Source organism: Xanthomonas sp. WHRI 6108, assembly GCF_040202385.2.
In the GTDB taxonomy this organism is placed as follows: Bacteria; Pseudomonadota; Gammaproteobacteria; order Xanthomonadales; family Xanthomonadaceae; genus Xanthomonas; species Xanthomonas arboricola.
Genome location: NZ_CP168198.1, coordinates 2,069,171 through 2,081,112, shown reverse-complemented (window position 1 = coordinate 2,081,112; position 11,942 = coordinate 2,069,171). Strand labels below are relative to the sequence as shown.

The window sequence follows — 11,942 nt, the reverse complement described above, 5'->3', positions numbered from 1 at the left end:
GATTTCCAAGGAACCACCGCATGCAGTCTTCTTCTGTTCTTGCCATCGTCACCGGCGGCGTTTCCGGCCTGGGCCTGGCCGTGGCGCAGCGCATCGTGGCCGACGGCGGCAAGGTCGCCCTGTTCGACGTCAACGCCGACAAGGCCGAGGCGGCGCTGGCGCTGCTCGGTGACGGCAACGCGCAGTATTTCGCCACCGACGTCACCGACGAGGCGCAGGTCGCCGCCAACGTGGCGCAGGCCGCGCAGGCGCTGGGCGGGCTCAACCTGGCGGTGAACTGCGCCGGCATCCTGGGCTCGGGCCGCGTGCTCGGCAAGGAAGCGCCGATGCCGCTGGCAACCTTCCGCACCACCGTGCTGGTCAACCTGGTCGGCAGCTTCAATGTCGCCAAGGCCGCGGCCGACGTGATGCAGCACAACAGCGCCGGCGACGACGGCGAGCGCGGCGTGATCATCAACACCGCGTCGGTGGCCGCCTACGAAGGCCAGATCGGCCAGGCCGCCTATGCCGCCAGCAAGGGGGGTGTGGTCGGCATGACCTTGCCGATGGCGCGCGAGCTGGCCCGCTTCGGCATCCGCGTGATGACGATCGCACCGGGCGTGTTCTGGACCCCGATGGTGGACGGCATGCCCGAGGCGGTGCAGCAATCGCTGGCCGCGGCGATCCCGTTCCCCTCGCGTCTGGGCCAACCCGACGAATACGCCGACACCGTCGCCTTCATCCTGCGCAATCGCTACCTCAACGGCGACGTGATTCGCCTGGACGGCGGCGTGCGCTTGGCGCCCAAGTAGCGGGGAATGGGGAATCGGGAATGGGGAATCGTAACGGCGCCCTACTCTCAGCACCCCGGCCCCGGCTTTTTCGATTCCCCATTCCCAACTCCCGATTCCCATGAAAGCTAACGACATCAAGAAAGGCAACGTCGTCGAATACAACGGCGGCATTTACCAGATCCGCGACATCGAGCGCAGCTCGCCGCAGGGCCGCGGTGGCAACGTGCGCTTCCGCTTCATCATGTACAGCGTACCCGGTGGCGCCAAGCTGGACGCCAGCTTCGACGCCGACGACAACCTGCCGGAAGTGGAGTTGCTGCGTCGCCTGTCGACGTTCTCATACAAGGATGGCGAGGCGTTCGTGTTCATGGACGACGAGGACTTCACACCCTACACGCTGGATGCGGACGTGATCGGCACCGATGCCGGCTACATCATCGACGGGCTGACCGGCATCTACGTGCAGGTGATCGACGATCAGCCGGTGGCCGTGCAACTGCCGCAGACGGTGACGCTGGAAGTGGTCGAAACCCCGCCCGAACTCAAGGGCGGCACCGCCACCAAGCGGCCCAAGCCGGCCAAGCTCAATACCGGCCTGGAAATCATGGTGCCCGAGTACATCACCAACGGTGAGCGCGTGCTGGTCAACACCACCACCGGCGAATTCGCGGGCCGCGCCGACTGATGCGCAAGCTGGTCGTTGTGGTGACGCTGGGGCTGCTGGGCGCCTGCACGGCGCAACCAGCCCCGGCACCGACAGCCACGCCCGCACCTGCGCCGGTGGCCTGCACCGATGCCAAGGTGGACGAGGAGTGGCTGCAACATCCGCCCGGCCTGTGCGGCATGCCGGAGGACGTACGCACGCTGGTGGAGGATTACGACACCTGCGAGCACTTCGCGGGCGAGGACCCGTACGACGCCGATCGTCGCCACGAGATCGAAGTGGCGATCGCGCAATTCTGCACGCCGGCACCAGCACGGCTTGCAAAGCTGATGCAGCAGTACCGCAACAACGCGCAGGTCAGCGACTGGCTGCGCAAGTATTCGGTGCAGGCGGATCTGCAACCGGCTGGCTGAGGTGCGCCGGCTGGTGTGACAGGTGCCAGCTGGTGCAATGCGTCGTCCCTGGCCGGAGCACCGGGAACTGGGACTTACCGCTGCAGGCGTTTGTCGTCGGCCGCATCACCGCGCGCTAGCTCGCGCAGGCGTGCGCGCAGGCGCTGCACATTCGCCTCGCCCTGCTCCAATCCAGTGCGGACGTCGGCCGGCAGTTGCTGCCGCCCCAGCGCCTGTAGCTGTTTCCAGCCGTCGACCAGTACGCCGGTTTCCTGCGCCACGCGCGCGCTCAGGTCCTGCCGCTCGTCTGCTTGCGGCAGTCCGTAGCCGGCGCTGCCCAACAGCGTGGCCGGATGACTGAGCCGGGCCTGCCGCGCGAACAGCGACTGCAGCTGACCCTGCACCGAGTCACGCCCGGCCGCGCCGGGTGTCAGCAGGCGCTTGAGCGCATCGCGTGCCAGCAACTCCTGGCGGCGCAACGCGGCCTGTTCCAGCAACAACGCTGCAGCGGTCTCGCGCAGACCGCCGCGGTCGAACCACTGCGCACGCGCGTCCGCGCGCGCGTCCAGCCATTGCTCCACGCTGCTCTGCGGCACCGGCAGGCCGCGGCGGATCACCTCGAACATGGTCTGGTAATGCGCCGCCGCCGACTCGAAGTAATAGCCCTGGCGAATCGCCTGCGCAGGGTCGTCCAGCACCTGCATGTCGGCGATTCCGGCGCGCTGCAAGCGCTGCCTCACGCCGCGCGGGGTGATCGACGACAGCCGGGCCGCGGCCAGCCGCGGCACGCCGTCGTGCAGGAGCTTGAAGGTCTCCACCGCGCAGTTGTTGCCGATGAAGTAGTAGCGCCCGTCGTAACTCCAATGCACCTGCGCTGCGCGTGCGAGCAGCGCGGCGATCTCCCCGGGCGCCAGTGTCAGCGGCACCGACGACAGCGCGCGCAGCTCCACCTTGGTGTATTCGTCCACGACCTGATTCAACGGCAATACGAACAGCCGCGAGGGATACGAACCGGTCAGCCCGCGCCAGCTGGAAATCTGCACATCGCCGACGAAGGCGCGGAACGACAGCACGCGGTGATACTGCAGATCCAGACGGCAATCGGGACCGGGCGCGCGGCCAGGGGCACAGATCACCAGACGCAGCATGCTGTGGCCCCAGCGGCTCATCGGCTGCGCATTGCCCTCGGCCAGCAGGTAGTCCACCGCGTACACACGCGCTGGATCCAGTGCCAGCAGCGACATCGCGCCGGCATCGTTGTCGGCCTGCAGGTACGGTAGCGTCGTCTCGCAATGCGTTGCACCGGGCATGCCACCGACCTGCTCGGCGAACCAGGCCGCCAGCGCCGGACGCCGGCAGTGATAGTCGGTATCGAGCACGTAGTGTTCGAGATTCACCGCGACGAATTCGGCTGGGCTGCGCCGCTCGTAATCGTCGGGGCTGCGATCGCTGAACCGGTTTGCGCCGCGCCCGATCCGCCAGGGACGCACCTGCCAGCCGGCCAGATCGCGCAGCCGCGGGTCGCGCGACAGGCCGCCGTGCGCACCGCGGTCCAGCACATGCGCCAGTTCATGCACCACGGCGGCCATCGCCGCGCGCGTGGCCGGTGCCTCGGGGTCAGTCTGCGTGGCCGTCGCCTGCGCGCTCCAGGCATCCAGCAGCGCACGATCGAGCAGGATGCGCCGGCCGATCGCGCGGCCGTGCACGTGTGCCGGCAAATCCGTGCGCCATTGCAGCTGGATCGGTGCGTCGATGCGCTGCATCCAGGCAGGCGGCAGACGCTGCGCCACCTGTTCCACCAATGCGTGCGTGGCGTCGATCTGCGCCGCAGACAGGCCCTGCGGATCGACATCGATGCGTAATTCGGCCTGCGCCGCCGGTGCGATCGCTGCGGCCAGCCACAGCCACCAGCACCGGCGAGGAAAACTCACTGGGCCAGAATGGACTGCGCCAGCTCCAGGTCGCTGGACAGCCGCGCCGCATCGCTACGGCTGCGCAACTGCAGCAGCGCCGCTTCCAGCCGCGCCCCGCGGATCGCGCCATCGCTGGCGACGAAGCCGGCGGCATCTTCGCGTGCGTCGGCCACCACCTTGTCGTCGCCGGAACTGCTGCCGGAGGAATTGGACGAACCGGCCGACGATGCACCCGCCGAGGTTCCGGCCAGGCTGGATGCGAAGGCCGCCAGCGGCAGCAGCGTCAAAGCGCAAAACACGAGGGAGCGCATCATTGGCGTATCGATTCCATGTGAAGGTGGTGAAAGACTAACCGGCACGCGTGGCGGCAGGCGCGTCGTCCATCTCGAACAGCTTGCCGGGATTCAGCAAAAGATGAGGATCGAGCACATGTTTGATCCCGCGCATCAAGGCGATCTCCTCGGCCGAGCGGGTACTCCACAGGTAGGCCTTCTTGACCAGGCCGATGCCGTGTTCGGCAGAGATGCTGCCGCCAAAACGCTGCAAGGCCTGCGCCAGCAACTTGGTCACCTGATCGCAGGCCGCCACGAAATCAGCCTGGCTGGTCCCATCGGGCTTGAGCACGTTGATATGCAGGTTGCCGTCGCCGATATGGCCGAACCACACCACATCGAAATGCGGGTACGCATCGTGCAGCAACGCCTGGGTTTCGGCCAGGAACGCCGGCATCGCCGAGATGCGCACCGACACGTCGTTCTTGTACGGCGTGTAGCGCGCCAGCGCTTCGGTGATGCCTTCGCGCAGCCGCCACAGTTGCGCGGCCTGCGCATCGCTCTGGCTGATCACCCCGTCGCTGACCCAGCCCTGCTCCATGCAGGTCTCGAATGCCGCCATCGCTGCGGCTTCCTGCGCCTCGTCGCCGGCGGCGAATTCGGTGACCACGTAATACGGATGCACCTGCGCAAACGGCGCCTGCGCGCCGTGCGCCAGCACGTGTTCGAGCGCGCGGTCGGTGAAGAATTCGAACGCCTCCAGCCTCAGCTGCGCGCGGAAGGCGGCAAACACCTGCATCAGCACCTCGAACGAAGGCAGCGCGAGCAGCATCACGTTGCTGGGCGGCGGCGGGTCGGTCAGTCGCAATGTCGCTTCGACCACCACGCCGAGCGTGCCCTCGGAGCCGATCATCAGATGGCGGAAATCGTAGCCGCTGGAATTCTTCACCAGCGCGTTGTTGAGCTCCAGCAGTTCGCCGGCACCGGTGACCACCTTCAGGCCGGCCACCCAGTCGCGGGTATTGCCGTAGCGGATCACGCGGATGCCGCCGGCATTGGTGGCGATATTGCCGCCGATCGAACACGAGCCGCGCGCGGCGAAATCCACTGGATACACCAGCCCATGCTCGCGCGCGGCATTGTGCACCGCTTCCAGCGGCATGCCGGCCTGGACGGTGAGCGTGCGATCCACCGCATTGAACTCCAGCGGCTTGTTCAGGCGCTCCAGGCTCAGCACCAGCTCGCCGTTGGCAGCCACCGCACCGCCGGACAAGCCGGTGCGCCCACCCGAGGGCACCACTGCAACCGCGTTCGCATTGGCCCAGCGCAGCACCGCCTGCACCTCGTCCACCGCACCGGGCAAGGCGATCGCCAGCGGGTTGGGCGTCCAGCGCCGCGTCCAGTCGCGGCCGTAGTGTTCCAGGTCGGCCGGCTCGGTCTTCAAACGCAACGCGGGCACGGCCTGTTGCAACGAAAGGATGCGGGGATCGGTCATGGCACACGGCGCTGCGGTAGGAACCGCACAGCGTGCCAGTGCGCGCCAGGCGCGTCCAGTTGCACGGCGTGGTGGCGCCACGGCGTTGGATTCAGCTGAAACCGTTGCACCGCAAGGACTTAGCCTGCGCAAACACTGCGTTGCGGGCGCCCCATCGCGCGGCCCATCTGGCATAGTTGCCGACCCGATTGCTGCAATGCGCTCCCCCATGTCGCCGAAGAGAACCTCGTTTCCCAAGCAGGACATCCGCGTCCTGTTATTGGAAGGCATCAGCCAGACGGCCGTGGATGTGTTCCGCGCCGCCGGTTATTCGCAGATCGAACTGCACGCCAAGTCTTTGCCGGAAGACGAGCTCATCGCGCGCATCGCCGAGGCGCATATCGTCGGCATCCGCTCGCGCACGCAGTTGAGCGCCGAGGTGCTGGCGCATGCCAAGCGGCTGATCGCAGTGGGCTGCTTCTGCATCGGCACCAACCAGGTCGATCTGGACGCGGCCGAGCTGGCCGGCATCCCGGTGTTCAACGCGCCCTACTCCAATACCCGCAGCGTGGCCGAGCTGGTCATCGCCGAGGCGATCCTCCTGTTGCGCGGCATCCCGCAGAAGAACGCCGAGTGCCATCGCGGCGGGTGGTCCAAGTCGGCCGCCGGCAGCCACGAAACGCGCGGCAAGGTGCTGGGCATCGTCGGTTACGGGCATATCGGCACCCAGGTCGGCGTGCTGGCCGAGTCGCTTGGCATGCAGGTGATCTTCCACGACATCGAAACCAAGCTATCGCTGGGCAACGCGCGCGCGGCGATCGATCTGGACGACCTGCTGGCACGCGCGGACGTGGTGACCCTGCATGTGCCGGAGACGCCGTCGACCAAGGACATGATCGGCGCGGCGGAAATCGCGCGCATGAAGCACGGCGCGCATCTGATCAATGCCTCGCGCGGCACCGTGATCGACATCGACGCACTGGACGCGGCGCTGAGCTCGGGCCAGATCGGCGGCGCGGCGGTGGACGTGTTCCCGATCGAGCCCAAGGGCAATGGCGATGCGTTCGAATCAAAGTTGACCGCACACGACAACGTGATCCTGACCCCGCACGTGGGTGGCAGCACGCTGGAAGCGCAGGACAATATCGGCATCGAAGTGGCCGCCAAGCTGGTGCGCTACAGCGACAACGGCAGCACGCTGTCGGCGGTGAACTTCCCCGAGGTCACCCTGCCCGAGCACCCCGACAGCCTGCGTCTGCTGCATATCCACCGCAATGTGCCCGGCGTGCTGTCCAAGATCAACGAACTGTTCTCGCGCCACAACGTCAACATCGACGGCCAGTTCCTGCGCACCGATCCCAAGGTGGGCTACGTGGTGATCGACGTCAGCGCCAGCGAGGCGCAGGCCACCGCATTGAAGGAAGGCCTGGCCTTGATCGAAGGGACCTTGCGGACGCGCATTTTGTACTGAGCGGACTTTGTACTGAGGTGATCCCTTCTCCAACGGAAGAAGGTGGCCCGAAGAGGGGCGCTGCGGCCAACTTCGACGCGTCTGCCATGGCAAACGCGTCGCCCCGCGCCAATAAGGAAGCCAGCACAAAACTGCGCAGCCTTTCCTTCTCCCATCGGGAGAAGGTGGCCCGAAGGGCCGGATGAGGGTACGGGTGACTCGAGAACTCTAGCCACCCGTTCCCTCACCCCGAACCTCCGCTCCGCGGCCCTCCCGCGCTTGCGGCGCGGGCGATCAAAGGCGGCGCGCAAGCTGTGCTTGCTCGCCCCGACTGGAGGGGGCTTTCGCAGACCTGAGCATGAAAAAACGTCTCATCACTCACCCACTGCTTCCAAGGCCATGACAGCGAATGGCCGAGGCAGCAGCGTGGCCGGGGATTGGCGGAGAGCGGCACACGGATGTGCCGCGGCGGCGAGTCAGACAGGATGTCTGACCGAGCCGAGCAGCCGATCGCCGGCCGCGCTGCTGCCACCTACCGAAGCCGCTAAGCGACAGGCCAGGCCGCGCTTGTGGCGCGCGAGCTGTGCCTGCTCGTCTCGACGGGAGAGGGGCTTTCGCAGACCTGAGCACGAAAAAACGTCTCATCACTCACCCACTGCTTCCAAGGCCATGACAGCGAATGGCCGAGGCAGCAGCGTGGCCGGGGATTGGCGGAGAGCGGCACAGGGACGTGCCGCGGCGGCGAGTCAGACAGGATGTCTGACCGAGCCGAGCAGCCGATCGCCGGCCGCGCTGCTGCCACCCACCGAAGCCGCTAAGCGACAGGCCAGGCCGCGCTTGTGGCGCGCAAGCTGTGCCTGCTCGCCCCGACGGGAGAAGGGCTTTGATTCGCAGACCTAAGCGTCAGACAACGTCTCGTCACTCACTCAATGCTTCCAAGGCCATGACAGCGAATGGCCGAGGCAGTAGCGTGGCCGGGGATTGGCGGAGAGCGGCACACGGATGTGCCGCGGCGGCGAGTCAGACAGGATGTCTGACCGAGCCGGGCAGCCGATCGCTGGCCGCGCTGCTGCCACCCACCGAAGCCGGCAACTAACAAGCGCAGTGCCCGCGCTTGCGGCGCGAGCGCCAGTGGCGCGCAAGCAGCGCCTTATTACCCCGACGAAAGGGGCGCTAAGAAGCTGCTCAATGCGCGCGCGCCACCCACTTCTCGGCCATGCGCCGCATCGACGGATCCAGCTGCGGATCGGCAAGCAGTTCGGCGACCGGGCGCCACGCCAGGGCCAGCGATTCCTCGCTGACTTCGAATGCCTCTTCCGCTCCCGCCACCACCACATAGCGCGCATCGTAATGCCAGTGCCCGGCCACCTCGCCGCGCGCGGGAATCCAGTGCCGGTCCAGGTCGAAGATGGCCGCGTCAGCCAGGCGCAAGCCGGTCAATCCGGACTCCTCCTGCGCCTCGCGCAAGGCCACCTGCGCCAGGTCGCGGTCGCCGTCGGCGTGCCCCCCCAGCTGCAGCCAGCGTTGCAGCTTGCGGTGATGGGTCAGCAACGTGCGCGTGCCATCGGCACTGACCACCCACGCCGAGCCGGTGAAATGACCTTCGACACGCTCGCGCAGGAACGGGTTGGTGGCATCGTCCAGCAGCTGAGCGAACTGCTCGGCCAGCTCCGCTTCGTCCGGCCAGCGTGCGCGGTAGTCGGCCAATCGCTGTTGCAGGGTTGCATCCACCATCTGTCGTTCCCGGTCGCCCGTTGCGGGCCAGGCGGCCATTATCGCCATTCATGCTGCGTACGCGCTTGTCGTGAGCGTGTAGCTTTGGCAAGGTAGGCCGCTTGCCTGTCCCACCGGGACGCGGCGCACCACCTTCGCCCAGGCGCGCGCGCCTTAGTTGCCACTTAGGGATGTACCGAATGCTGAAGTCTCTGTTGAGGGTCAAACCGATCGAGCCCGCTGGACATGTCGACGGGGGCGAACCGGTCGAAGGCAGCCTGCAAGGCGAAGCCACCCTGCAACGCACCCTGACCGCCAAGCACCTGATCATGTTGGGAATCGGTGCGGTGATCGGTGCCGGCATCTTCGTGCTGACCGGCCAGGCCGCTGCCAACCATGCCGGCCCGGCGGTGATGCTGTCCTTCGTCTTCGCCGGCATCGCCTGTGCGTTCGCCGGCCTGTGCTACGCGGAGTTCGCGGCGATGATGCCGGTCTCCGGCAGCGCCTACTCGTATTCATATGCCACCCTCGGCGAGGGCATCGCCTGGTTCATCGGCTGGTGCCTGGTGCTGGAATACCTGTTCGCCGGCTCCAGCGTTGCGGTCGGCTGGTCCGCCTACCTGATCAGTTTCCTGACCGGAACGCTTGGATTGCCGTTCCCGGCCGAGCTGGCCGGCGCGCCACTGGCCTGGGACGGCCACAACTTTGTCAGCTCCGGCAACCTCATCAACCTGCCGGCCGTGCTGATCGTGGCTGCGGTGAGCATGCTGTGCTACGTGGGCGTCACCCAGTCGGCGTTCGCCAACGCCATCGTGGTGGCGATCAAGGTGGTGGTGATCTGCCTGTTCGTCGGCTTCGGTATCGCCTACATCGACCCGGCCAACTGGCATCCCTTCATCCCGGAGAACACCGGGCCGGGCCAGTTCGGCTGGGACGGCGTGTTCCGCGCCGCGTCCATCGTGTTCTTCTCGTATATCGGCTTTGACGCGGTCTCCACCTCCGCTGGCGAGACCAAGGATCCGCAGAAGAACATGCCGATCGGCATTCTGGTATCGCTGGCGGTCTGCACCGTCATCTACATCATCGTCTGCGCGGTGCTGACCGGCCTGCTGCCCTATACCCAGCTCGGCACCGCCAAGCCGGTAGCCACCGCGCTGGAAGCGCACCCGCAACTGACCTGGCTCAAGACCGCGGTGGAGATCGGCGCGATCGCCGGCCTGTCCTCGGTGGTGCTGGTGATGCTGATGGCGCAGCCGCGCATCTTCTACACCATGGCCAAGGATGGGTTGATGCCCCGACTGTTCGGCAAGGTGCATCCGAAGTTCCATACCCCCTATGTCGGGACGATCTTCGTCGGCGTGGTCGCGGCGCTGCTGGCAGGGTTGATCCCGCTCAGCGTGCTGGGCGAACTGGTGTCGATGGGCACCCTGCTCGCCTTTGCCACCGTGTGCGCCGGGGTGATGGTGCTGCGTTTCACCAAGCCGGATCTGCCGCGCCCGTTCCGGGTGCCGCTGGCGATGCTGATCTGCCCGCTGGGCGCGCTGGCCTGCCTGTTCCTGTTCTTCCAGGCCTTCCAGGAACACTGGAAGGTGTTCGTGGGCTGGACCATGATCGGCCTGGTCATCTATTTCGGTTATGGCATTCGCCATAGCCGGCTGGCCCGCAAGGTTTGATTGCGAGTCCCTCGCAAGAGCCCGCACATCCGTGTGCGGGGATTTGACGACACGAGTCCCTCGCAACAGCCCGCACATCTCGCACACGCCCGCACCGCCATGTGCAGGGATTCAACAGGAACCGCTGCATGTTCAAGCAACTCTGGGCCACCAAGCACCCGCACGCCAGCCACGAGGCGGCCGACGGGCTGGGCCTGCAACGCGCACTCGGGCCGTGGGGGCTGACCGCCCTGGGCATCGGGGCGGTGATCGGCGGCGGCATCTTCGTCATCACCGGCCAGGCCGCGGCCGACCACGCCGGCCCGGCGATCATGCTGTCGTTCGTGCTGGCCGCGGTGTGCTGCGCGTTCTGCGCAATGGCCTACGCCGAGTTCGCGGCGATGGTGCCGGTATCCGGCAGCGCCTACACCTATACCTATGCCACCTTCGGCGAACTGGCGGCCTGGTTCATCGGCTGGATGCTGGTGCTGGAGTACGGCGTGTCCGCCTCGGCGGTGGCGGTCAGCTGGACCGGCTATTTCCTCAGCCTGCTGGAACATTTCAACATTCACCTGCCGGCCGCCCTGGTCAGCGCGCCGCTGGACGGCAAGCTGCAGCGCACCGGCGCAATCGCCAACCTGCCTGCCGCCGGTATCGTGCTGCTGCTGACCTGGCTGTGCTACGTGGGCATCCGCAAGTCGTCAGCGATGAACATGGCGATGGTGATCCTCAAGACCGGGCTGATCCTGCTGGTGATCGCGGTGGGCTGGAAGTACGTGGATACCGCCAACTGGCACCCGTTCATTCCGGCCAACGAAGGTCCGGGCAAGTACGGCATGGAAGGCGTGCTGCGCGGCGCGGCGATGGTGTTCTTCGCCTATATCGGCTTCGAGGCAGTGTCGGTGGCGGCACAGGAGTCGCACCGCCCGCAACGCGACCTGCCGATCGGCATGATCCTGTCGCTGGTCATCTGCACCGTGCTGTACATCGCCATGGCGGCGGTGATGACCGGCCTGGTGCCCTACACCCTGCTCGGCACCGACGAGCCGGTGGTGACCGCGGTGGCGGCGCATCCGCAGCTGGCCTGGTTGCGCGTGGTGGTGGAAGTCGGCGCGCTGATCGGGCTGTCGTCGGTGGTGCTGGTGATGATCATCGGCCAGCCACGCATCTTCATGATCATCGCGCGCGACGGGCTGCTGCCGTCGATCTTCACCCGCATCCATCCCAAGTACCGCACCCCGCACGTCAATACCGTGATCACCGGCGTGGGCATCGCCCTGCTGGCAGCGGTGTTCCCGCTGGATGTGCTGGGCGAGCTGACCTCGATGGGCACGCTGATCGCCTTCGCCGCGGTGTGCGCCGGCGTGCTGATCCTGCGCCGTACCCACCCGGAACTGCCGCGTCCGTTCCGCATGCCGGTGGCCTGGCTGATCTGCAGCGCCGGCGTGTTGAGCTGCCTGGCGCTGCTGTCGGCGATGACCCTGCACAACTGGATGCTGATGGGGGTGTGGACGCTGGTCGGGCTGGTGGTCTATTTCGGCTACGGTTACCGCCACAGCCGTCTGCGCGACGGTCGTTGATCACACGCATGGGCTGAGAGCGGCTGATAGAACGCCTGCGCGCCGGTCTATCGCAGAGC

10 protein-coding genes are annotated in these 11,942 nt (G+C 66.7%); 6 read left to right on the top strand and 4 right to left on the bottom strand.

Going from position 1 to position 11,942, the window contains the following annotated elements; all coding sequences use genetic code 11:
• Positions 1 to 20: 20 nt before the first annotated feature.
• From ABQ039_RS08995 to ABQ039_RS08985, 3 genes are all read left to right on the top strand, one after another.
• Positions 21 to 791, top strand: coding sequence for an SDR family oxidoreductase (locus ABQ039_RS08995; protein ID WP_104570108.1), 771 nt, complete (start codon positions 21 to 23; stop codon positions 789 to 791).
• Positions 792 to 891: 100 nt separating this feature from the next.
• A complete protein-coding gene (yeiP, locus tag ABQ039_RS08990; RefSeq protein WP_016904354.1) occupies positions 892 to 1,458 on the top strand; it encodes an elongation factor P-like protein YeiP in 567 nt (188 codons plus the stop codon).
• Positions 1,458 to 1,850 (top strand): hypothetical protein, encoded by a 393-nt coding sequence (locus ABQ039_RS08985; protein ID WP_024937731.1) that lies wholly within the window; start codon positions 1,458 to 1,460, stop codon positions 1,848 to 1,850. Before yeiP ends, ABQ039_RS08985 begins: the two co-directional genes overlap by 1 nt.
• A 74-nt stretch (positions 1,851 to 1,924) precedes the next feature.
• On the opposite strand, the gene ABQ039_RS08980 is transcribed toward ABQ039_RS08985, so the two are convergent.
• Genes ABQ039_RS08980 through ABQ039_RS08970 form a run of 3 tightly spaced genes read right to left on the bottom strand, consistent with a single transcriptional unit; the run spans position 1,925 to position 5,509 of the window.
• On the bottom strand, positions 1,925 to 3,760 hold the full coding sequence (locus tag ABQ039_RS08980) for a DUF4105 domain-containing protein (protein ID WP_349777840.1): 1,836 nt from the start codon (positions 3,758 to 3,760) through the stop codon (positions 1,925 to 1,927).
• On the bottom strand, positions 3,757 to 4,056 hold the full coding sequence (locus tag ABQ039_RS08975; protein ID WP_024937732.1) for a DUF2388 domain-containing protein: 300 nt from the start codon (positions 4,054 to 4,056) through the stop codon (positions 3,757 to 3,759). The genes ABQ039_RS08980 and ABQ039_RS08975 overlap by 4 nt, the downstream gene beginning before the upstream one ends.
• A 34-nt stretch (positions 4,057 to 4,090) precedes the next feature.
• Positions 4,091 to 5,509, bottom strand: a complete 1,419-nt coding sequence (locus ABQ039_RS08970; protein ID WP_039514391.1) for an FAD-binding oxidoreductase — start codon at positions 5,507 to 5,509, stop codon at positions 4,091 to 4,093.
• 208 nt (positions 5,510 to 5,717) lie between these two features.
• Here ABQ039_RS08970 and serA point away from each other — a divergent pair, with 208 nt between their 5' ends.
• Complete coding sequence (serA, locus tag ABQ039_RS08965; RefSeq protein ID WP_054592450.1) at positions 5,718 to 6,959, top strand: phosphoglycerate dehydrogenase; 1,242 nt, start codon at positions 5,718 to 5,720, stop codon at positions 6,957 to 6,959.
• A 1,164-nt stretch (positions 6,960 to 8,123) separates the two neighbouring features.
• Here serA and ABQ039_RS08960 read toward each other — a convergent pair.
• Complete coding sequence (locus tag ABQ039_RS08960) at positions 8,124 to 8,711, bottom strand: NUDIX hydrolase (protein WP_349777841.1); 588 nt, start codon at positions 8,709 to 8,711, stop codon at positions 8,124 to 8,126.
• Positions 8,712 to 8,851: 140 nt separating this feature from the next.
• Between ABQ039_RS08960 and ABQ039_RS08955 the strand changes: the two genes are divergently transcribed.
• Both ABQ039_RS08955 and ABQ039_RS08950 read left to right on the top strand, forming a co-directional pair.
• Positions 8,852 to 10,324 (top strand): amino acid permease, encoded by a 1,473-nt coding sequence (locus tag ABQ039_RS08955; protein WP_024937736.1) that lies wholly within the window; start codon positions 8,852 to 8,854, stop codon positions 10,322 to 10,324.
• A 128-nt stretch (positions 10,325 to 10,452) separates the two neighbouring features.
• On the top strand, positions 10,453 to 11,883 hold the full coding sequence (locus ABQ039_RS08950; RefSeq protein ID WP_016904398.1) for an amino acid permease: 1,431 nt from the start codon (positions 10,453 to 10,455) through the stop codon (positions 11,881 to 11,883).
• Positions 11,884 to 11,942: the final 59 nt, after the last annotated feature.

Excerpts from the sequence above, each read along its gene's own strand:
- ABQ039_RS08995 (WP_104570108.1), top strand. The coding sequence starts at position 21 with ATGCAGTCTTCTTCTGTTCTTGCCATCGTCACCGGCGGCGTTTCCGGC.
- yeiP (WP_016904354.1), top strand. The coding sequence starts at position 892 with ATGAAAGCTAACGACATCAAGAAAGGCAACGTCGTCGAATACAACGGC.
- ABQ039_RS08985 (WP_024937731.1), top strand. The coding sequence starts at position 1,458 with ATGCGCAAGCTGGTCGTTGTGGTGACGCTGGGGCTGCTGGGCGCCTGC.
- ABQ039_RS08975 (WP_024937732.1), bottom strand. The coding sequence starts at position 4,056 with ATGATGCGCTCCCTCGTGTTTTGCGCTTTGACGCTGCTGCCGCTGGCG.
- ABQ039_RS08970 (WP_039514391.1), bottom strand. The coding sequence starts at position 5,509 with ATGACCGATCCCCGCATCCTTTCGTTGCAACAGGCCGTGCCCGCGTTG.
- serA (WP_054592450.1), top strand. The coding sequence starts at position 5,718 with ATGTCGCCGAAGAGAACCTCGTTTCCCAAGCAGGACATCCGCGTCCTG.
- ABQ039_RS08960 (WP_349777841.1), bottom strand. The coding sequence starts at position 8,711 with ATGGCCGCCTGGCCCGCAACGGGCGACCGGGAACGACAGATGGTGGAT.
- ABQ039_RS08955 (WP_024937736.1), top strand. The coding sequence starts at position 8,852 with ATGCTGAAGTCTCTGTTGAGGGTCAAACCGATCGAGCCCGCTGGACAT.
- ABQ039_RS08950 (WP_016904398.1), top strand. The coding sequence starts at position 10,453 with ATGTTCAAGCAACTCTGGGCCACCAAGCACCCGCACGCCAGCCACGAG.